At 73.9% G+C, this 19,628-nt stretch carries 20 protein-coding genes; 6 read left to right on the forward strand and 14 right to left on the reverse strand.

All coding sequences use genetic code 11. From position 1 onward, the window contains the following. Positions 1-51: 51 nt before the first annotated feature. Together CCE02nite_RS11270 and CCE02nite_RS11275 are read right to left on the reverse strand one after the other, a co-directional pair. Complete coding sequence (locus CCE02nite_RS11270) at positions 52-1,551, reverse strand: lactate/malate family dehydrogenase (RefSeq protein ID WP_141389741.1); 1,500 nt, start codon at positions 1,549-1,551, stop codon at positions 52-54. Between the two features lie 85 nt (positions 1,552-1,636). Beyond that, positions 1,637-2,554: a LysR family transcriptional regulator gene (locus CCE02nite_RS11275; RefSeq protein ID WP_141389742.1), complete on the reverse strand. Its 918-nt coding sequence runs from the start codon at positions 2,552-2,554 to the stop codon at positions 1,637-1,639. 215 nt (positions 2,555-2,769) lie between these two features. Here CCE02nite_RS11275 and CCE02nite_RS20650 point away from each other — a divergent pair, with 215 nt between their 5' ends. Then, complete coding sequence (locus CCE02nite_RS20650; RefSeq protein WP_174774910.1) at positions 2,770-3,156, forward strand: CBU_0592 family membrane protein; 387 nt, start codon at positions 2,770-2,772, stop codon at positions 3,154-3,156. Here the strand turns inward: CCE02nite_RS20650 and CCE02nite_RS11285 are convergent, their stop codons facing one another. Genes CCE02nite_RS11285 through CCE02nite_RS11295 form a run of 3 tightly spaced genes read right to left on the reverse strand, consistent with a single transcriptional unit; the run spans position 3,157 to position 5,749 of the window. Beyond that, positions 3,157-3,585 (reverse strand): DUF1761 domain-containing protein, encoded by a 429-nt coding sequence (locus tag CCE02nite_RS11285; RefSeq protein ID WP_141389743.1) that lies wholly within the window; start codon positions 3,583-3,585, stop codon positions 3,157-3,159. A gap of 44 nt (positions 3,586-3,629) precedes the next feature. After that, positions 3,630-4,520, reverse strand: a complete 891-nt coding sequence (locus CCE02nite_RS11290; RefSeq protein WP_255318810.1) for an endonuclease/exonuclease/phosphatase family protein — start codon at positions 4,518-4,520, stop codon at positions 3,630-3,632. Positions 4,521-4,564: 44 nt separating this feature from the next. Further along, complete coding sequence (locus CCE02nite_RS11295) at positions 4,565-5,749, reverse strand: pyridoxal phosphate-dependent aminotransferase (RefSeq protein ID WP_141389794.1); 1,185 nt, start codon at positions 5,747-5,749, stop codon at positions 4,565-4,567. Positions 5,750-5,948: 199 nt separating this feature from the next. Here CCE02nite_RS11295 and CCE02nite_RS11300 point away from each other — a divergent pair, with 199 nt between their 5' ends. The 4 genes from CCE02nite_RS11300 (at position 5,949) to CCE02nite_RS11315 (ending at position 9,332) form a co-directional block, all read left to right on the forward strand. Further along, the gene (locus tag CCE02nite_RS11300) at positions 5,949-6,581 is read left to right on the forward strand and encodes a hypothetical protein (RefSeq protein WP_141389744.1); all 633 of its coding nucleotides are present in this window, start codon (positions 5,949-5,951) and stop codon (positions 6,579-6,581) included. Positions 6,582-6,646: 65 nt separating this feature from the next. Next, entirely contained in the window at positions 6,647-7,246 is a 600-nt protein-coding gene (locus tag CCE02nite_RS11305) for a DnaJ family domain-containing protein (RefSeq protein ID WP_141389745.1), read from the forward strand. Positions 7,247-7,329: 83 nt separating this feature from the next. After that, positions 7,330-8,517, forward strand: coding sequence for an alpha/beta hydrolase (locus CCE02nite_RS11310; RefSeq protein ID WP_170227294.1), 1,188 nt, complete (start codon positions 7,330-7,332; stop codon positions 8,515-8,517). Positions 8,518-8,696: 179 nt separating this feature from the next. Further along, positions 8,697-9,332, forward strand: a complete 636-nt coding sequence (locus CCE02nite_RS11315) for a VanZ family protein (protein WP_141389746.1) — start codon at positions 8,697-8,699, stop codon at positions 9,330-9,332. Here CCE02nite_RS11315 and CCE02nite_RS11320 read toward each other — a convergent pair. After that, positions 9,245-9,766, reverse strand: a complete 522-nt coding sequence (locus tag CCE02nite_RS11320) for a low molecular weight protein-tyrosine-phosphatase (RefSeq protein ID WP_255318811.1) — start codon at positions 9,764-9,766, stop codon at positions 9,245-9,247. The two genes, CCE02nite_RS11315 and CCE02nite_RS11320, sit on opposite strands and share 88 nt — an antisense overlap. An 85-nt stretch (positions 9,767-9,851) precedes the next feature. On the opposite strand from CCE02nite_RS11320, the gene CCE02nite_RS11325 reads away from it, so the two are divergent. Then, positions 9,852-10,760, forward strand: coding sequence for an SDR family oxidoreductase (locus tag CCE02nite_RS11325; protein ID WP_141389747.1), 909 nt, complete (start codon positions 9,852-9,854; stop codon positions 10,758-10,760). 394 nt (positions 10,761-11,154) lie between these two features. Here CCE02nite_RS11325 and CCE02nite_RS11330 read toward each other — a convergent pair whose 3' ends face one another. From CCE02nite_RS11330 to CCE02nite_RS11365, 8 genes are read right to left on the reverse strand one after another with little or no spacing between them, the layout of a single operon-like run. Then, positions 11,155-12,195, reverse strand: a complete 1,041-nt coding sequence (locus CCE02nite_RS11330; protein ID WP_141389748.1) for a sugar phosphate isomerase/epimerase family protein — start codon at positions 12,193-12,195, stop codon at positions 11,155-11,157. Then, a complete protein-coding gene (locus CCE02nite_RS11335) occupies positions 12,192-13,460 on the reverse strand; it encodes a dihydrodipicolinate synthase family protein (RefSeq protein ID WP_141389749.1) in 1,269 nt (422 codons plus the stop codon). The genes CCE02nite_RS11330 and CCE02nite_RS11335 overlap by 4 nt, the downstream gene beginning before the upstream one ends. Then, positions 13,457-14,701, reverse strand: a complete 1,245-nt coding sequence (locus CCE02nite_RS11340) for a Gfo/Idh/MocA family protein (protein WP_218027095.1) — start codon at positions 14,699-14,701, stop codon at positions 13,457-13,459. Before CCE02nite_RS11340 ends, CCE02nite_RS11335 begins: the two co-directional genes overlap by 4 nt. Positions 14,702-14,709: 8 nt before the next feature. Beyond that, on the reverse strand, positions 14,710-15,492 hold the full coding sequence (locus tag CCE02nite_RS11345) for an ABC transporter ATP-binding protein (protein WP_255318812.1): 783 nt from the start codon (positions 15,490-15,492) through the stop codon (positions 14,710-14,712). Then, positions 15,485-16,243 carry an ABC transporter ATP-binding protein gene (locus CCE02nite_RS11350; RefSeq protein ID WP_141389750.1) on the reverse strand — a complete coding sequence of 253 codons (759 nt, stop codon included), beginning with the start codon at positions 16,241-16,243 and terminating at the stop codon, positions 15,485-15,487. Before CCE02nite_RS11350 ends, CCE02nite_RS11345 begins: the two co-directional genes overlap by 8 nt. Beyond that, positions 16,240-17,475: a branched-chain amino acid ABC transporter permease gene (locus CCE02nite_RS11355; protein WP_255318813.1), complete on the reverse strand. Its 1,236-nt coding sequence runs from the start codon at positions 17,473-17,475 to the stop codon at positions 16,240-16,242. Before CCE02nite_RS11355 ends, CCE02nite_RS11350 begins: the two co-directional genes overlap by 4 nt. Beyond that, positions 17,459-18,343, reverse strand: a complete 885-nt coding sequence (locus tag CCE02nite_RS11360) for a branched-chain amino acid ABC transporter permease (RefSeq protein WP_024841626.1) — start codon at positions 18,341-18,343, stop codon at positions 17,459-17,461. The genes CCE02nite_RS11355 and CCE02nite_RS11360 overlap by 17 nt, the downstream gene beginning before the upstream one ends. 7 nt (positions 18,344-18,350) lie before the next feature. Further along, positions 18,351-19,589 (reverse strand): amino acid ABC transporter substrate-binding protein, encoded by a 1,239-nt coding sequence (locus CCE02nite_RS11365; protein WP_174774911.1) that lies wholly within the window; start codon positions 19,587-19,589, stop codon positions 18,351-18,353. Positions 19,590-19,628 lie beyond the last annotated feature (39 nt).

A 19,628-nucleotide genomic window follows, 5' to 3' on the forward strand; every position in this document is an offset into this window, starting at 1 on the left:
GCGTCAATCGGCGGCGTCGCCCGGCACGGTCCCGGCCGAGCGCGGGGGCGGTCAGCGGCGCGCGGGAGGGTCTGACGGCTCCACGACGACGCAGCGCACCGTCGCGAGGCGCCGGACGGCGCGCTCGAGGGCCCGCGTGCGGCGCGGCGTCGCACGGAACGTCACGACGATCCGGCCGGCCCGGCCGTCGCCGTCCACGGGTCCGGTCGCCAGCGAGTCGAAGCTCACGCCCCGCGTCGAGAACACGCCCGTGAGCGCGGTGAGCGTGCCCGGCTGGTCGAGCCCGTGCACGGTCGCGACCCACGACGTCTCCGCACCCCGGACCCCGCCCGGCGCCGCCCGGTCGCGCAGGTCCGTCCGGTCGGCCCGGTCCGTCCCGTCGCCCGCGTCGTCCCCGTCCCCCGAGCCGCCCTGCGGACCGTCGAGTCGTGCCGACGGCACAGGCACGGCGCTCCGCGCCGACCCGGACGCGGCGACGGTCGCAGCGATGCCGTCCGCCGCCTGCGCGAGGCGGCGCGCCTCGTCGTCGGGCAGCTCGTCGAGGAGGACCCGCGTCCAGCCGCCGGGGCCGAGCACGACGGGGACGCCGAGCACGCCGCGGTGCGGGTCGCCGTCAGGACCCGAGCGCGTCCCATCGAGCCGTCCGTCGAGCTCGCCGTCGAGGGCCACCTGCCCGGCGACGACGATCTCGCGCCCGTCGAGGACGACCTCGAGCAGGTCGACGGTCGCGCTGGCCGTCCCGGCGGGCGTCTTGGCGCCCGACTGGTGCGTCATCCAGGGCCGCGTGACGAGCCGTAGGTCCGCAGGCCACGTGTCGATGAGGTCGAACGCGGCACCCATGTCCGCCGCGGCGACGCGTGCGAGCTCGTCCTTCGCGGCCGCGATCTCGGCGGGCAGCGCGTCGAGCGTGCGACCCCTCCGCAGCGCCGCGACGGCGCGGGCCCGCTCGTCGGCGTCCAGACCGCTCACGCGGACCGTCGACCACAGCGGCACGGCGTCCTCGCCGTGCTGACCCCCGACGAACCCGCCGACGCGGTGCCGCCGCACGCCCAGCTCGACCGCGAGCTCGCGCCGGAACCGCAACGTGTCGAGCCACGCGCCCATCCCGAGCACACGGTGCCGCCCGAGACGCTCCGCCATGACGGCGACGCCGAGCTCCACGGGGTTGGTCACCACGACGACCACCTCGTGCCCCGACCCGTGGCGCGCGATGGCGTCGGCGTACTCCGCGAGCACGGCGCCGTTCGTGGCGGCGAGGACCCGGCGGTCGGGGTCGGCTCCCGTCCGGGCCGGGGGCGTGAGGCCCGCGGCGACGACGATCACGTCGGCCGTGACGTCCTCGGGGGAGTGCGCGACGTCGAGCAGGGGCGCGTGCTCGTCGTACGCGTCGACGAGGTCGGCGCGCAGCCCGTGCACGGCCCGTCCGGACGCCCCGCCCGCGCGTCCCACGAGCTGGAGCCGCGCCGTCGGCGGGAGCACCCGTCGCTCGACGATCTGCGTGCACACCTGCCGGCCGACGTCTCCCGTCGCCCCCACCACCGCTACGTCCACCCCGGCAGGCTACGTCCGGACCGACGAGCCCGGGAGATCTTCCTGTGCTCGGGCGAGGGCGCGCGCAAGAACCGCAACCTCGGCGTCAGGCGAAGGCGATGTCCGCCGCGGCGGCGACCATCTCGTCGAGGACCGCGGAGACGACCGGACGGGGCTCGTGGCGGGTCGCGCGGTGGCGTGCGACGAGGCGACGTGATCCGAGGCCGGGCAGGCCGACGACCGTGACGCCGTCGGGCACCTCGTCCGACGCGCCGCCCTCGACCGCGAGCGCCGGGAGCATCGCGACGCCGAGCCCGGCCGCGACGAGCGACAGCGCGACGTCGAAGTCGTAGTAGTTGTGGCGCGTGCGCACGGTCCCGCCGAGCCCGCGGGACAGACGGCGCAGGGCGCGCGCGGCGGCGGTGCCCGGCTCGGGGCCGAGCCAGACGACGTCGCGCACGTCGTCGAGACGGGTCGGGGTGGGCATGCTCGCCGGGACCACGAGCCGCCACGGCTCGTCCAGCAGCACGATCTCGCGCGTCCCGCGCGGCGCGGGGGAGTCGGCCTCGTAGTCCCGCTCCAGGAGCACGACGTCGAGCTCGCCCGCGCGCAGGAGGCGCAGCGCCTCGGTGGGCTCGCGCTCCTGCACGTCGAGCTCGATGCCCGGCGCCGTCTCCGCCAGTCGCCCGGCGACGGGCGCGACGACGGCGCGGATCGCCGTCTGGAACGACCCCACGGCGACGCGGCCGGTGACCTCGTCGCCCAGTGCCGCGAGCGCCTTGCGCGCCTCGACGAGCTCCGTCTCGATGCGCTCGGCCGTCTCGGCGAGCACGCGCCCGGCCGGTGTGAGGGTCACGCCGCGCGGTCCGCGGTCGAGGACGGCGACGCCCTCCTCGGCCTCGAGGCGCTGGATCTGCTGGGAGACCGCGGACGGGGTGACGTGCAGAAGGTCTGCTGCCGCGAGAATGCCCCCGCCGCGGTGCACGGCAAGGAGGAAACCAAGTCTGCGTGGGTCCGTCGCCATGTAGAGATGCTAAACGCCCGGTGCAGGATCCTTCGATTGTGCTGAAGCGCCGAAGGCCTCACACTTGTCGTGGCGCCGGTCGGTTACCTCCTCCTCCTTACGGGTCGGCGCCCGAGCTTCCGCACCACCGCGCCACCAGCCATCGGCCCGGAGCGCACAGCCACCGCAGCGTCGCGGTACCCCCCTCCACCCCTCTTCGTCACCGGAGTACCGCTGTGCCCGTCACCCTCGACGCGTTCGTCATGTTCCTCGGCTGGATCGGCGCCGCCGCCGGCGTCGTCGCCTACGCGATGGTCAGCCGCGGCCGCTGGGCCGCGTCGTCCGCCCCGTTCCAGCTCACCAACCTCACCGCCGCCGGCCTCATGGGCATGGTCGCGGCCGCGAACGGGGTGTGGCCGTCGGTGGCCGCCAACATCGTGTGGATCGTCATCGGCGTGCAGGCGATCGTCGTGCTCGTCCGCGCGCGGGCGCGCCGCCGCGCGACCGTCGTCGACGAGGCGACCCCTGCCGCGGTCGTCCCGGGCGCGGCCACGAGCGCCGTCCCCGACGCGGTCCTGCCCGACGGCGACCCCTCGCCGCGCGAGGTCGGGCTCGCCGCCTGACTACACCCCGGCGGGCGTGATCAGCCCGACCAGCAGCCCCATCACGAGCACGGTGACCAGCTCGTGCGCGGCGTTGAGGACCGTGAGCCCCGCCGGCCGACCCTCGAACGCGTCGTGCGTGACGAACCGCGCGGCGGTGAACCCCGCCCACAGCACGACGGCGGTCAGCAGCGCGTTGCCGAGGTAGCCACCGCCGTAGAAGGACCACGCGAGGTACGTCGCCCCCGCGAGCACCCACGCGGTGACGAAGCTGACCACGAGGGTCACGACGATCGGCACGACCGCGTCACGCCCCTCCCCGGACGGGTCGACCTTCGCGACGCGCATCCAGTACGTGCCGAACACCTTCGGCGTGTACCAGACCGAGCCCACGACCATGCTCGACACCGTCGCGGCCAGCACCGCCCAGTAGTTGATCTCCGGAACCATCGGGCCGCTCCCTCGCGTCGACGCCTTCGCTCGGAGCGTAGCGCTCAGGCGGTGGCGCCCGCCTGCGGTTCGACGACCACGTCGACCACGACCGCGCGGTGGTCGGACAGGCCCGTGTCGACGGCCGTCGCGGGGCCGAGGGCCCGGACCGTCGCCCGCCCGGGGGCGGAGTCGGCGAGCACGTGGTCGATCTGCCGCGCGGGCCGGTCGACGGGGTGGGTCAGCACGTCGGCGAGCGACGTGAAGCCGGTGATCTCCGCGGGCTCGGGCGCCCGCAGGTTGAGGTCGCCCAGCAGGACGAGCGGGCGGGGGAGCGGCGCGCAGGCCCCCGCGAAGGACCGGAGCTGGTCGGCCGTGAACTCGGGCCGGGACGTGGTGTGTGCCGTCACCACCGTCAACGGCCCCCACGGCGTCACGACGGCGGCGGCGAGCGCCGCGCGGGGCTCGTCCGGGACCACGCGGAACGGGACGAGGCGCGCGGCCCCGCGCGCCGCGCCGGGCACCCGGCGGCGGACGCGCGAGCGCCACGGCATCCGGTCGAGCTCGAGCCGCGACCACCGGGCGACCGGGAACCGGCTGACCAGCCCGATCCCGTAGGACGCGACGCCGGGCACGCGCCGCACCCCCGCTCCCGGTCGGGCCGCGCGGACCCACGCGCCGGAGACGCCGCGCAGCGTCGGGGAGAAGTGCCGGTGGTCGGCGCGGAGCGCCTCCGCCGCGACGGCGACGAGGTCGGCGCGCTGCGAGCGCGGCGAGTCGCGCTCGACCTCCTGCAGCGCGAGCACGTCCGCGTCGAGGTACGCGACCGCGCGCGCGAACCGCTCGACGTCGACCGTCCCGTCGAGCGCGGCGCCGTGCAGGGCGTTGAAGGTCGCGAGGCGCAGCGCGCCGTCGGGTCGCGGGGGGAGTCCGGGAGCGGCGGGGTCGGTCGGCACCGCACGATCCTCGCGCGAGCCCGCGACGGTCGCGACCAGACGCGTCAGAGGGTGCGTCGCCAGGCGACGATCCGCTCCACGGCCTCGGCGACCGTCGCCGGGGCCGCCGCGAAGGAGAGGCGCACCCAGTCGCCGCCCCGGACGCCGTCGAAGTCCGTGCCCGGGGTGAGCGCGACACCCGCCTCGGCGAGCAGGCGCTCGCACCACGTCACGGAGTCGAGCCCGTCCCCGGAGACGTCCGCGTAGACGTAGAACGCGCCGTCGGCCGGGGCGACGCGCGACCACCCGAGGTCGTCGAGCCGCGACAGCACGAGCTCGCGCGACGCCGCGTAGCGCGCGACGTTCTCCGCGGCGGCCGCGTACCCCTCGGGCGAGAACGCCGCGACGCCCGCGTGCTGCGCGAGCGCGGGCGGGGACAGCGCGACGTTCCCCGCGAGCGCGTCGACCGGCCCGACGAGCTCGTCCGGCAGCACGAGCCACCCCAGGCGCCAGCCCGTCATGGCCCAGTACTTCGAGAACGAGCTGACGACGACGGCGCCCTCGCCGACGTACCGCGCCGCGGTCGGCAGCGCCGCGGGAGAGGCGCCCGCCGCGTCGTCGTACGTGATGCCGTGGTAGATCTCGTCGCTCACGAGCCGGACGTCGTGGTCGGCGCACCACGCCGCGACGGCGTCGAGCTCGGCGGGCAGGATCATCGTCCCCGTCGGGTTCGCCGGGCTCGCGACGACCAGGCCGTCGAGGCCGCCGTCGTAGTACGCCTCCATGAGCTGCGACACCGTGGGCTGGTAGCGCGTCTCGGGCCCGCAGTCGAGCTCGACGACCTCGCAGCCCAGCGCCCGCAGGATGTTCTTGTAGGCGGGGTAGCCGGGGCGGGCCAGCGCGACGCGGTCGCCGACGTCGAACGCCGCGAGGAACGCGAGGAGGAACCCGCCGGAGGACCCGGTCGTCACGGCGACGCGCGCCGGGTCGACCTCGACGCCGTACCAGCGGTCGTAGTGCTCCGCGATCGCCCGACGCAGGGCCGGGACGCCGAGCGACTCCGTGTAGCCGAGGTCGCCGTGCTCCAGCAGCTCGATCGCCCGGCGGCGCACGACGTCCGACGCCCCCGTCGACGGCTCGCCCGCGCACAGGTTGAGGACGGACGCCCCCGCGTCGCGCAGGCGGTTCGCCTCCGCGAGCACCTCCATCACCGCGAACGGCGGCACGTGCGAGCGGCGCGAGACCTTCATCGACCCAGACATGGCCCCATCATGCCGGGTCCACCGGACCGGCCCGCTGCCGAGCCCGGCGTCGCAGGCACCGCACGATGCCGAACCCGGGGTTACGGGTGGATGCGGCGGGCGCGCAGCCCACAACCCCGGGTTCGGCGGGTCGGGTCATCCGTTCGGGGGACGCGCCGCCGTCGGGCGACGGGGTCGGATGGACGGCATGACCGAGGACGCGTGGGACGACGGCACCGACGACCGGGCGAGGGACGGTCGCGCTCGGGAGGGTCGCGGGCACGAAGGCCGCGCCGAGGCGTTCCGGCCGGTCCGGGGGTGGGGCGTCCTGTGGCGCAGCGCGTTCGTGCTGTGGCACGGCGGGCACGAGTACGTCGTGGACGTGGACTTCCTCGACTGGGACGAGCGCATCCGGCTCTACCGCGACCGGCGCCTCGTCGACGAGCAGCGGTCCCGGGCGCGCTTCGACCTCCCCGGTGTACGGATCGAGGCACGGATGAGCCTCTACGGGATGCGGTACGTGCGCGCCGTCGACGCCGTGGGAGACGTCCACGACGTCCCGCCGATGCCCGGGACGGCCGAGGCGTGGCGGGACCGCATGGACCGCGAGCGCCCGACGGCGAGCCGCGCCGTCGGCGTCGCCGCGTGGGTCGTGCTCGTGGTCGCGCTCGTGACGCAGGTGCCGCAGCTGCTCGACCTCGTCTCCGGGTTCACGGGCTGGACGCCGCCGTTCGTGCCCGACCTGCCGCCCTCCGTGAACACGGTGCTGTCCGTGGCGGGGGTGGTCGCCGCCGTCGACCGCGGGCTGCGGCGCCGCTACCACCCGCTCCTGGACGGCTGACCACCCGCTCGTCCCGCGCCGCCGCGCGTGCCTAGGGTGGACGAACGCCGACAGAGGAGGTTCTCGTGTTCCGACGACGGTCCCGCAGCACCCCCGACGACGACCCGGTCCGGCGCGCCGCGCAGTACCGGGTCGACCGCGAGACCGCGCGCGAGGAGTCGGAGCGCGAGGACCCGGGACGCGGGGACGTGCCCGGTCCCGCCGGGCACGACGCGCCCGCCGCCGGGTCCCGGGCGACCGACGACGACGCTGCGCCTCGCGGTCCGCGCCGTGTACGACCTGAGGACCGCGCGATGTACGTCGACACGGTGATCGACCAGGCCATCCGCCGGGGAGAGTTCGACGACCTCCCGCTCGCGGGCAAGCCGATCCCCGGGCTCACGGGGACGCACGACCCCGACTGGTGGCTCAAGGCGGTCATCGAGCGCGAGCAGCTCACGGGTCTCGGCCCTCCGGCGATGCTGCTCAAGCAGGAGGACCGAGAGCTCGACGACCGGCTCGACCGAGAGCTCGACGAGACGACCGTCCGCGAGATCCTCACGGACTTCAACGCGCGGGTCGTCGACGCCCGCCGCCAGCTCCTGGGCGGCCCGCCCGTGGTCACGCCGACGCGCGACGTCGAGCACGAGGTCGCCCGCTGGCGCGCGCGCCGCACCTCCCGCTGAGCACCGCCACCAGCTTCGCCGCCCCGCTCGCGAACCCGACGACCGGCGCGCGACCGGCCGCCCGCGCGCCTAGGGTCGGGCGCATGGCCGACTGGCAGCCCGACGTCCTCGGGGAGGACTACGAGCAGCTCACGCTGCCGCTCGCCCCCGACGACGAGGGCGACGTCGTCGCCACGCTCGTGCGCCGCCGTCGGGCCGGGGGAGACGACGCGGACGGGACCGGCCAGCACCTCGACGTCCTGTACGTCCACGGCTGGTCCGACTACTTCTTCCAGACCGAGCTCGCCGACTTCTGGGAGGCGCACGGCGCGCGGTTCCACGCGCTCGACCTGCGCAAGTACGGGCGCAGCCTGCGCCCCGGCCAGACGCCGGGGTACGTCACGGACCTCGCGACGTACGACGAGGACATCGAGGCCGCCCTCGCGGCGATCGGCCACCGTGGGCACGGGCGCTCCCCGCGCGAGCTCGTGCTCATGGGCCACTCGACGGGCGGCCTGACCCTGAGCCTGTGGCTCGCCCGGAACCCCGGCCGCGCGGCGGCGCTCGTCCTCAACAGCCCGTGGCTGGAGTTCCAGACGCGCGAGGTGGGTCGCCTGCTCCTCGAGCCCGTCATCGGCGCGCGTGCGCGTCTCACGCCGACGCGGCCGCTGCCCAACGTCGACCTCGGCTTCTACACGCGCTCGGTGAGCAAGGACTTCGACGGCGAGTGGTCGTACGACCTCGCGTGGCGCCCCCAGCACGGGTTCCGCACCACGCCCGCGTGGCTGTCCGCCGTCTTCCGCGGGCAGCAGACGGTCGCGCGCGGCCTGTCCATCGGGGCGCCGGTGCTCGTGCTGCTCTCCGCCCGCAGCACGCTGCTGCCGCGCTGGGCGCCCGAGATGATGCACACCGACACGGCGATCGAGGTGGACGGCGTCGCGCAGCGGTCCGTCCAGCTCGGCGACCTCGTCACGGTCGTGCGTCTCGACGGCGCGCTGCACGACGTCGTGCTCTCGGCCCGGCCCGTGCGCGCGCTCGCGTACGGACGGATCGCGCAGTGGGTCGGCGCATACCTCCCGCGTCCCACGCCCGTCGTGCCCGACGACGACCGGGCACCCGCGCCGGACGACGCACCACCGGCGCCAGGCGGCCCGGGCCCGCTGCTCTCCCGCCTCGGCGCGGGCGCGCACCGCGCCGGGCGCGCGGTCGCGCGCACGGTCGGCGCCGCCGTCGGGACGTTCCGCGGCACCCGGGCCGGCCGCCGGCTTCCGGGCAACCCGACCCGGTCGTAGCGGAGCAGCGCACCGCTCCGGGTGGTCGGAGTGGTCGTCGACCGGCCACGCCCGAGCCCTACCCCCTCGGGTGGGCGGCTCCGGTCCACGAGTCGTACCGCCGGTGGATCCCGGGGCGGCGGCGCGGCGATACCGTCGGCGGCGTCGTGCGTGGGTGGTCAGCAGAAGGAGTAGTCGACGTGTTTCGCGAGGTCCCCGTCCTTCCCGTCGTGATCCCCCTCGGGGCGGTGATCCTGGCCGTGCTCGTCTGGCGGTCGTCCCGGGCGGGCCGGCTCACGCTGCCACGGGCCGCCGTCGCGCTCGCGCTCGCGGTCTACGCCGCCGGTGTCGTCGCGAACACCGTGTTCCCGGTCTTCCTGGACAAGCCGGTGAGCAGCGCTCCGTGGAGCGCTCACCTGGCGCTCGTGCCCTTCGTGGACTACGAGGTCGCCGACGCCGCGACGAACGTCCTGGTGTTCGTGCCGCTCGGGGTGCTCGTGCCGCTGATCCTCACCAGGGTGTCGTGGTGGCGGGTCGTCGTCGCGGCGGCCGCCTTCAGCCTGGCGATCGAGCTGACCCAGCTCGTCACGGCGCACCTGCTGGGCGGCGGCCACATCGCCGACGTCGACGACCTGATCTTCAACGTCGTGGGCGGCGTGCTCGGCTTCGCCCTGTACACCTGGCTGTCGCGCGTGCCCGCACTGGCCACCCTCCTCGACCGCTTCCGCTGGTCGCGGCCGCCGGAGGCTCAGCCGTCGAGGCGAGCGCGGACGAAGTCGACGATCCCGTCCGCGGCGGCCTCCACCTCGGCCAGGCAGTCCTCGAAGTCCTGCTGACCGCCGTACCAGGGGTCGGCGATGTCGAGCACGTGCTCGGGCTCGTCCGGTCCGACGCGCGGTGCGGCCGGGTCGAACGAGCGGTACATCCGCACCGGGCCGGCGCCGTCGAGGCGGCGCAGGGCGCGGGCGTGCTGGGACGTCATCGCGAGCACGAGGTCCCGCGCAGCGAGGTCGCCCGCGCGCACCTGGCGGGCACGATGGGTCCCGTCGACGACGTACCCGTGCTCGGCGAGGACGCTGCGCGCACGGCGGTCGATCGGGTTCCCCCGCTCCTCGTCGCTGATCCCCGTCGAGTCGACGACCACGCGGCCGCCGAGCCCGGCCGCCTCGAAGCGGTCGCGCAGGACCAGCTCGGCCATCGGGGACCGGCAGATGTTGCCGGTGCAGACGGTCATGACGCGGTAGGGCCCGGGGGCCTCGGCACTGGTCATGGGCCCATTCTGCGCGAGGCGCGCGCGGTCCTCACGTGCGGTCCGTCGCCGGGCGACCCGCGACCGCCGCGTCTACCGTGAGGGGATGATGATCGGGGCGAGGTCGGGGCGGATCGCCGTGACGGGCGCGAGCGGGCTCCTGGGGTCGAAGCTCGCGTTCCGCCTCGCCGCCGAGGGCGCGGCGCAGCGCCTCGTCGTGCGCGACGCCGCACGCGCGCCCGGCCTCGGCGACGACCCGCTCCCGGAGTCGGACGTCGCCGTCGTCGGCGGGTACACCGACACGCGCGGGATGGTCGCGGCGTTCACGGACGTCGACACCGTGTTCCTCGTCTCCGCCCGGGAGGACCTCGACCGCGTCGCGCAGCACCGCGCGGCGGTCGACGCCGCCATCGCCGCCGGGGTCGGGCACATCGTCTACGTGTCGTTCGTCGGGGCGGCGCCGGACGCCGTCTTCACGTTCGCGCGCGACCACTGGCGCACCGAGGAGTACATCCGCGCGACGGGGGTGCGCCACACGTTCCTGCGCGACAACCTCTACCACCGCGGGCTCGCGCTCATGGTCGGCGACGACGGCGTGATCCGCGGCCCCGCGGGCGACGGACGGGTCGCGTCCGTGTCGCACGACGACATCGCAGACGTCGCGACCGTCGTCCTGCTCGACGCGGACGCGCACCGCCACGACGGGGTGACCTACGACATCACCGGGCCCGAGGCCCTGACGCTCGCCGAGGTGGCCGACGCCCTGTCGTCCGCCGCCGGGCGAGAGATCGTCTACCACGCGGAGACGCTCGAGGAGGCCTACGCGTCCCGCGAGCGGTACGGGGTGCCACGGTTCGAGGTCGACGGGTGGGTGTCGTCGTACACGGCGATCGACGCGGGCGAGCTCGCGCACGTGAGCGACACCGTCCCCCGGCTCGTCGAGCGCCCCGCGCAGTCGTTCGCCGCGTGGCTCGACGACTACCCCGAGGAGTGGGCACACCTGCGTCCCGCCTGATCCTGGCGCGCCACCGCTCGGCGTCTCACGCCGTGCGCGAAAACCCCTGGCGCGGTCCGCGGGGGCGGACGTACCGTCGTCGTACACGCGAAAGGAGGTGGTCCTGGAAGTGAAGATTCTTCGGACTCGTGAGGTGGTTGCGCGCTAGTCGTCGCGCAACCGATCCAGCAACGGACCGGATGCGGTGAGCCCGTGAACCGGGCGGGGTCTCCCGAGGGGAGGCGCCCGACGGCGAGCGAGTACCACGCAACCACCGGAGCCCGCGGGCGTCGTGCCCTCGTCCAGCACGACAGGAGGAAACCTCCAGCCCGCGGGCTTCTCGCTGCCCGCGCCCCGACGCTGAGTGCATGAAATAGTCGCGTCCGGCACGTCCGGACGCGACTATTTCATGCACTCACGCCGGGGTGAGGTGGGGTTCGACGAGCTCGACGTAGCGGCGGGAGAGGGTGGCCACGACGTCGGGGCCGGGAGCGGCCCAGACGTCGGCGTTGAAGATCTCGACCTCGACGTCGCCCGTGTAGCCCGCCTGGGCGACCGAGCGCGTGAACGCGGTGAAGTCCACGTGGCCGTCGCCCATCATGCCGCGGCCCAGGAGAGTGTCCGCCGGGAGCGGGGTGATCCAGTCGCACACCTGGTAGCTGACGATCCGACCCGCGGCGCCCGCCCGGGCGATCTGGTCGTGGACCTTCGGCTCCCACCACAGGTGGTACGTGTCGACGACGACGCCCACCTCCTCGGGCGCGAACGGCTCGGCGAGGTCGAGGGCCTGCTCGAGCGTCGAGACGACGCCACGGTCCGCGGCGAAGATCGGGTTCATGGGCTCGATGCCGAGCGTCACGCCCGCGTCGCGCGCGGCCGGGACGAGGGCGGCTATCGCCTCCGCCGCGCGCGCCCGTGCACCGATCAGGTCGCGGTCGCCGTCGGGCAGGCCGCCCGGGACGAGGACGAGCGTGGGCGCCCCGAGCGCGGCCGTCTCGGCGATCGCGGCGAGGTTGCTCGCGTGGGCCGCGGCACGCGCGTCCGGTTCGCTCGCGGTGAAGAAGCCGCCGCGGCACACGGACGACACCCGCAGCCCGGCGTCGCGCACCCACCGCACGGCGGTGTCGAGCCCGACCTCCGCGACGGGCTCGCGCCAGACCCCGATCGCCGGGAGCCCGGCGGCGACGCAGCCGTCGATCGCCTCGCGCAGCGACCAGTGCGCCGTCGTGCGCTGGTTCAGGGAGAGCCGCGCGAGCCGAGGATCGCCGGGCTCCGGCGTCGGCACCCGCGCGGCCACCCCGTTCGGCACGTCCACGAGACCCGCCCCGCCGAGCAGGTGGTCCTGGTCCGTCCCGCCACCAGGACGAGCCGAGACCACCTGGTCGGCGGGCAGGATCACCTGGTCGGCGGAAGACCGGGGCCCGGAGGACGGGAACTCCGAGATCTCCGTGCTCATGCGACCACCTCGCCGACGTCGGCCCGGGCGGACGCGGCCGCGGCGGACGCCGCTGAGCTCGTTCCGGAACCGATCTCGGTGCCGGTCTCGATGCCGGTCTCGATACCTGCCGCTGCGAGGACGAGGCCGAGGCGGTGCGCGGCGAGCTCGGGGTCCGGGAGGAGCCGGGCCTCGTTCGCGAGCTCGAAGGCCCGCGCGAGGTGCACGACGCTCCGGGCCGACTGCAGGCCGCCCACCATGGTGAACCCGGGCTGATGACCCGACAGCCACGCGAGGAACGCGATGCCGGTCTTGTAGTAGTACGTCGGCGCCTCGAACACGTGGCGCGAGAGCGAGAGCGTCGGGGCCATCTCCGCGTCGTAGCGGTCGACGTCGCCCTCGTCGAGCGCCGCGAGCGCGGCGGAGGCGGCGGGCGCGACGGCCGCGAACGCGCCGAGCAGCGCGTCGGAGTGCCGCTCGCCGTCACCCCGGATCAGCTCGGGATAGTGGAAGTCGTCGCCGGTGTACAACCGGACACCCTCGGGAAGTACGGCGCGTAGCCCGACCTCGTGCGCCGCCGAGAGCAGCGACACCTTGACCCCGTCGACCTTCGCGGCGTGGGCGCGCACGAGGTCGACGAACGTCGCGGTCGCGGTGTCGACGTCCCCGGACCCCCAGTAGCCGCGCAGGTTCGGGTCGAACGCCTCGCCGAGCCAGTGCAGCACGACCGGCTCGCGCACCTGGGACAGGATCGCGTCGTACACGCGCACGTAGTCGTCGGCCGACGCCGCGACCCGCGCGAGGTGGCGCGACGCCATGAGGACGACCTGCGACCCCGTGCCCTCGACGAACTCGACCTGCTCGGCGTACGCGCCGATCACGTCGTCCACGGTCCGCAGGTCATCAGGCGCCCGGTGGTCGGTCCCCGCGCCCGACGCGATGCGCGCTCCCAGCTCGTGCGCCTGCGCCGCGCTGCGCGACACGAGCTCCTGGACGGCGGGCCAGTCGAGACCCATGTTGCGCTGCGCGGTGTCCATCGCCTCGGCGACGCCCAGCCCGTACCGGAACAGGTGCCGCCGGAACGCGAGCGTCGAGTCCCAGTCGACGACGGCCGGCGCGCCGGGGACGTTCTCGCCCCGCGGGTCCGCGACCACGTGCGCCGCCGCGAACGCGACGCGCGACGCGTACGGGCCGGGGTGGTCCGCCCACTCCCGGGGCGCGCGCAGCTCGACGAGCCGCGTGCCGCCGCCGGGCAGCGGGATCCGCACCCCGCGGGGGCCGCTCACGCCCCCGCCCCGGACGCCGGGCCGCCCACGGCCTCGGACCCGGGGGACGGCGAAGCGCCGAGCTCCACCCGACGACCCTCGCGCGACGAGGTGTACCCCGCGTCCACGAGGCGCAGGCCACGCACGCCGGCGTCGAAGTCGTAGGGGTGCGGGCGCCCGGCGTGGACGTCGCGCAGGAACTCCTCCCACTGCGCCCGGAACCCGTTGACGAACTCCTGGTTGTCCGGGATCTGCTCCCACTGGGCACGGAAGTCCTGGTCGGTGGGCAGGTCCGGGTTCCACACGGGCTTGGGCGTGCGGGCACGCGGCTGGATGCGGCACCCGAAGAGGCCGGCGACCGCCGACCCGTGCGTGCCGTCGACCTGGAACTCCACGAGCTCGCCCCGGTCCACGCGCACCGCCCACGACGAGTTCACCTGCGCGAGGATCGGCCCGTCCGCCCCGGCGAGCTCGAAGATCCCGTACGCCGCGTCGTCGGCCGTCGCGGCGTAGGGCTTGCCGTGCTCGTCCCAGCGCTCGGGGATGTGGGTCACGGCCTTCGCCATGACCGCCTCGACCGGCCCGAACAGGTTCTCCAGCACGTAGTTCCAGTGGCAGAACATGTCGAGGACCATCCCGCCGCCGTCCTCGGCGCGGTAGTTCCAGCTCGGGCGCTGCGCGGGCTGCCAGTCGCCCTCGAACACCCAGTACCCGAACTCGCCGCGGACGGACAGGATGCGGCCGAAGAACCCGCCGTCGATGAGCCGCTTCAGCTTGAGCAGGCCGGGCAGGTACAGCTTGTCGTGCACGACGCCGTGGATCACCCCGGCCGCGCGCGCCGCCTCGGCGAGCTCCTCGCCCTCGGCGACCGACTCCGCGATCGGCTTCTCCGTGTACACGTGCTTGCCCGCCGCGAGCGCCTTGAGGATCGCCTTGGTGCGCTCGGACGTGACCTGCGCGTCGAAGTAGATCGTGGCCGTCGGGTCCGCGAGCGCCGCGTCGAGGTCGGTCGTGTACTCGGCGACGCCGTGGCGGGCTGCGAGCTCCGCGAGCTTGGCGCGGTTGCGCCCCACGAGCACGGGCTCCACCTGGAGGCGCGTGCCGTCGTCGAGCTCGACGCCGCCGTCGTCCCGGATCGCGAGGATCGAACGCACGAGGTGCTGGCGGTACCCCATGCGCCCGGTCACGCCGTTCATGACGATGCGCACGGTGCGGGTGGTCGGTCGGTCGCCCCCTGCGGCGTCCGTGGTCTGGCTGGTCATGCGGGCGGTCATCCGTTCTGCGAGAGCGAGCGCTCGGCGGGCCGACCGCCGAGGTAGAGCTCGGAGAGCTGGGGGTCGGCGAGGAGCTCGGGCGCGGGCCCGGTGATGTGCACGCGCCCGAGGTCGAGCACGCACCCGACGTCCGCCGTCTCGAGCGCGCGACGCGCGTTCTGCTCGACGAGCAGGACCGCGACGCCGGCGTCGCGCATGCGCACGACCTGCTCGAACACCGTCGACGTCGTCTTGGGGTCGAGGCCCATCGACGGCTCGTCGAGCAGCACGACCTCCGGGCTCACCATGAGCGAGCGCGCGAACTCGACCTGCTTCTGCTGGCCGCCGGACAGCAGGCCCGCGAGCTGCTTCCACCGCTCGCCCACGATGGGGAAGAGGTTCTGCACGAACGCCACGCGCTCCGCGATCTTCTGCTTGTCGCGCAGGGTGTAGGCGCCGAGGAGCACGTTCTCCGCGACCGTCATCTCGCGGAACACGCTGTGGCCCTGGAGCACGTGCGCCAGACCGGACGTGAGCATCTCCTGCGGTCCCTGGCCCGTGACGTCGCGCCCGCCGACGAGGATGCGGCCCGATCGCGGCTTGAGCAGCCCGCTCGCGACCTTGAGCACCGTCGACTTGCCCGCGCCGTTGGGCCCGACGAGGCACACGACCGTGGCCGCCGGGACCTTGATGGTCAGCCCGCGCAGCACCATCGCCGCGCGGCCGTACCCGGCCTGGATGTCGTCCAGCTCGAGGAGGTACTCCTGCTTCGCCCCCGTCCCGGGGGTCGGGTCAGACACCAAGGTAGGCCTCCAGCACTCGCGGGTCGGCTTGCACGACGGCGGGGGTGCCCTCGGCGATCGGCCGGCCCCGGTCGAACACGATGACGTGGTGGGACAGGCTCATGACCATGTCCATGTTGTGCTCGACGACGAGGAACGTCTTGCCCTCGGCGTTGAGCTCCTGCACGAGCGTCCCGATGCGCCCGATGAGCGCCGGGTTCACGCCGCCCGCCGGCTCGTCGAGCATGATCGTGTCCGGGTCGCCCATGAGGACGCCCGCGAGCTCGAGCAGCTTCTGCTGCCCGTAGGACAGGTTGCGTGCCTCGACGTTCTCCAGGTGGTCGATGCCGACGCGCACGAGCAGCGCGCGCGCCTTGTCGATCTCCTCGGGGTTGCGCGCCCCGCCGAGCAGCTCGCGTACCTTGGTGCGCCGGACCGCGACGAGCATGTTCTCGAGGACGGTCATGCGCGGGAACACGCGGCAGAGCTGGAAGCTGCGCCCGATCCCGGCGCGCGCGATCTTGTGCGGCGCGCGCCGCGTGATGTCCTCGCCGCGGAACGTGACCGTGCCGGAGTCCGGCTTGATCATGCCCGTCACGCAGTTGAAGAACGTCGTCTTGCCCGACCCGTTCGGGCCGATGAGCGCGTTGATCTTGCCGTGGTGGAACGTGACCGTCGCGTCGCGGACGGCGTGGACGCCGCCGAACGACTTGGTGAGGCCGGCGGTCTCGAGGTTGCGGGTCGTCGGGGGTGCGGTCGTCGCGCTCATCGGTCCTTCTCCTCTCCCGTGGCCTCCGCGGTCGGGTCACCGTCCGCGTGCTGTCCCTGCTGCACGACGGCGGCGGTCGGCTCTCCGGTCGGCTCCGTGGCCGGTTCGCCGGCCGCGGCGCGGTTGCGCTCGAGGAGCTCGGCCGCGGTCATCTCGCGGATCGAGGAGTCCTGCGGGCCGAAGCGCTTGAAGAGGGCCTGGGCCGCGGGGATGATCCCGTCCGGCATGAAGAGGACGACGACGCCGAGCAGCAGGGCGGTGGCGACGAGGTGGAACTGCGTGTCGCCGAACTCGAGCTTGAAGTACTCCAGGCCCGTGCCGACGACGACGGCGCCGAGGAGCGGGCCGAAGAGGTGCCGGACGCCGCCGAAGAGGGCCATGAGCACCATGTAGGAGCCGAGCATGATGGAGAACTGGAAGATCGGGTCGAGGTCGCCGAACCACAGGGCGTACATGCCGCCCGCGAGGCCGGTGAAGGTCGCGGAGACGACGTAGGCGACGAGCTTGTAGTTGCGCGTCGGGACGCCGAGCGCCTGGGCCTTGTCCTCGTCCTCGCGGATCGCCTTGAGCCCGGTGCCGAAGCGCGAGCGGTCGATCGCCCACCACGCGACGAGCATGACGACCAGCAGAGCGGCGAACAGGTAGAAGAACGTGCGGTGGTGCTCGGGCCGCAGCAGGTCCGGGAAGGGGCGCGGGACGACGAGGCCGTCGGACCCGCCCGTGAAGGATCCCCACGCCTGGAAGACGAGCAGCAGGATGAGCACGAACGAGATCGACACGATGACGAACGACGCGCCGCGCACGCGCAGCGCCGCGATCCCGACGGGGATGGTGATGAGCAGGACGAGCGCGCCGGCGACGAGCCAGGCGACGAAGCTCGGGAGCCCGAGGTCGCGGATCAGCAGGCCCGTGCCGTAGGCGCCGAGCCCGAAGAACGCGGCGTGCCCGAGCGAGACGTAGCCCGTGAAGCCGCCCATGAAGTTCCAGGCGGTCGCGGTGCACGCATAGCTGAGGACGACGATGCCGGCCGACAGGATGTAGGCGTTCGGCGCCATGGTCGGGAAGGCCAGGACGAGCACGGCCAGGACGACGAGCGCGGCGAGGCGGACGACGCGGCCCCAGGGGCGGCGTGCGGTGGGTGCGACGACGGCCGAGGCCGTGCCTGCGCCGTCGGGCACCGCGCGGGCGGCCGCGCGGCGGCTCGCGGGACGGGTGTCAGAAGCGTTGGGCAAGGCGACCTCCGAAGAATCCCTGGGGCCGCAGCATCAGCGTCGCGAACAGGGCGACGTAGAAGATGGTCTGCGCCCACGTGGTGCCGAGCGGCACCTGGAGCAGGCTCTGGCCGATGCCGAGGACCATGGCGGCGATCGCGGCGCCCGGGATGGAGCCCAGGCCGCCGACGACGATGATCGCCATGAGCGGGCCGATCCAGTGCCAGTGCAGCGACGGGTAGATCGTCGCGTCGAGCGACAGCGCGGTCCCGCCGATCGCGGCGGTCGCGAGGCCGAGGCCGAAGCCGTAGCCCGCGACGCGGTCGGTCTTGATGCCGACGAGCTGCGCGGCCTCGCGGTGCTGGATCGTCGCGCGCAGCGCCTGGCCGAACCGGCTGTGCTTCATGAGCAGGTACAGCAGCGCGAGGGAGAGCGCCGCGAGCCCGAAGGCCACGAGCTTCACGACGGCGATCCGCGCCCCGAAGAACTCGATGCTCGCGCCCGAGTACGGGAGCTGGATGCGCCGCTGCGTGCCGCTCCAGACGAAGCCGATCATGCCCTCGATGAAGAGCGCGACGGCGAACGTGAGGAGGACGGACATCATCGTGAGCGTCGCGGGTCGCAGGCGCGTGATGAGCAGGCGCTGCATGCCCACGCCGACGAGGAAGAACAGCGGCACGGTGATGACGAGCGACAGCAGCGGGTCCATGCCGGTCTGCTGGTTGAAGAACCAGGCGAGGTACGCGGCGAGGATGAGGAACGCCGAGTGGGCGATCATCACGACGCGCATCACGCCGAAGTACAGGGTGAGGCCCGCTGCCAGGAGGGCGTAGAGCCCTCCCAGCAGCACGCCGAGCACGAGGCTCTGGAAGAGGAGCGTTCCTGTCACGAGGTGATCACCAGGCCGGCTTGGGGAAGACGAAGTCGGCTTCCTTGGCGTCCTGCGGCAGGACGATCTGGATCTCGCCGTCCACGTACTGCTGGATGAGGTGGGCGCCCTGCGGCTTGCCCGTCTCGTCCCAGGTCAGCGGCCCGACGACGGTCTCGACCTCGTTGCTGCGCAGCCACGAGACGAGCTCCTGCTGGCAGTCGCCCTGCTCGGCGCAGCCGACGGCCTCGACCGCGGCGGCGACGACCTGGCCGGTCGTGTACGCGTTGGCCTCGTCCTCGCCGGGCGGGTTGCCGTGCAGCTCCGTATAGCGCTCGACGAAGTCGACGTTGGACTCCCAGCTCGCGGTCTCGGTGTAGCCGGTGGGCGAGAGGATGCCCTCGGTCTTCGATCCGATCGCCGCGGAGAACTCCGGGTTGGTCGGCGCGGTGGAGAACGCCGCGAGCTGCGGCTGGTAGTTGAGCTGCTGGAGCGCCACGATGAGGTTCACCGCGTCCTGGTACTGCGTGCCGCCGATGACCATGTCCGCGCCCGAGTCGTTGATCTTCGCGGCGATCGAGGAGAAGTCGGTCGTGTTGGGCGGGTAGACCTCGTCGACGACGATCTCGAGACCGGCGTCGGCGAGCTTGTCGCGCAGGCCGTAGGCCGTGCCCTGGGCGAAGGGGTCGTCCATCGAGGCCACCGCGACGGTCTGCGGACGCTCGCCCTCGGGCATGTCGAGGATGTGGTCCGCGAGGTAGTTGTAGTGGTCGTCGGCGACGGCGGGGGCGGCGTAGAAGAGGTTCTCGAAGCCCTGCTCGAAGACCTCGTTCGCGGCGCCGGCCGGCTCCACGAAGAGCATCCCGTACTCCTCGGCGACGCGGGCGCTCGGCACGACGAGGCGCGTGGAGAACGGCCCGAACACGAGGTCGACCTCGTCCTGCGCGATGAGCGCCTCGTAGTCCTGGACCACGCGGTCCGCGTTGGACTGGTCGTCGAGGATCTTGAGCTCGACCTGTCGCCCGAGGAGGCCCCCGTCCTCGTTGACGAACTGCGCCCACGCTTCGTAGCCGCGCTGGACGCCCTTGCCGGGCTCGGAGAAGTCGCCGGTGAGGGGGAGGGAGATACCGACGACGATCGGGTCGTCGGACCCGCCGCCTCCGCCCTCGCCGTCGGACCCGCCGGAGCACGCCGTGAGGACGAGCGCCGTCGCGGACACGCCGGCCGCGAGAGCGAGCGCGCGGCGTGAGCGGGGGCGGGTGGACATCCGTGGAGTCGACCGAGAATGCATGGACGTGACTCTCCC

Origin of the sequence: Cellulosimicrobium cellulans, from assembly GCF_006539945.1 — a bacterium.
GTDB lineage: Bacteria > Actinomycetota > Actinomycetes > Actinomycetales > Cellulomonadaceae > Cellulosimicrobium > Cellulosimicrobium cellulans.

Bases quoted from the DNA above. Each gene is read 5' to 3' on its own strand.
- CCE02nite_RS11330 (WP_141389748.1), bottom strand. From the start codon at position 12,195: ATGAGCACGGAGATCTCGGAGTTCCCGTCCTCCGGGCCCCGGTCTTCC.
- CCE02nite_RS11325 (WP_141389747.1), top strand. From the start codon at position 9,852: ATGATGATCGGGGCGAGGTCGGGGCGGATCGCCGTGACGGGCGCGAGC.
- CCE02nite_RS11275 (WP_141389742.1), bottom strand. From the start codon at position 2,554: ATGGCGACGGACCCACGCAGACTTGGTTTCCTCCTTGCCGTGCACCGC.
- CCE02nite_RS11320 (WP_255318811.1), bottom strand. From the start codon at position 9,766: ATGACCAGTGCCGAGGCCCCCGGGCCCTACCGCGTCATGACCGTCTGC.
- CCE02nite_RS11295 (WP_141389794.1), bottom strand. From the start codon at position 5,749: ATGAAGGTCTCGCGCCGCTCGCACGTGCCGCCGTTCGCGGTGATGGAG.
- CCE02nite_RS11340 (WP_218027095.1), bottom strand. From the start codon at position 14,701: ATGACCAGCCAGACCACGGACGCCGCAGGGGGCGACCGACCGACCACC.
- CCE02nite_RS11310 (WP_170227294.1), top strand. From the start codon at position 7,330: ATGGCCGACTGGCAGCCCGACGTCCTCGGGGAGGACTACGAGCAGCTC.
- CCE02nite_RS11285 (WP_141389743.1), bottom strand. From the start codon at position 3,585: ATGGTTCCGGAGATCAACTACTGGGCGGTGCTGGCCGCGACGGTGTCG.
- CCE02nite_RS11350 (WP_141389750.1), bottom strand. From the start codon at position 16,243: ATGAGCGCGACGACCGCACCCCCGACGACCCGCAACCTCGAGACCGCC.
- CCE02nite_RS11365 (WP_174774911.1), bottom strand. From the start codon at position 19,589: ATGTCCACCCGCCCCCGCTCACGCCGCGCGCTCGCTCTCGCGGCCGGC.
- CCE02nite_RS11300 (WP_141389744.1), top strand. From the start codon at position 5,949: ATGACCGAGGACGCGTGGGACGACGGCACCGACGACCGGGCGAGGGAC.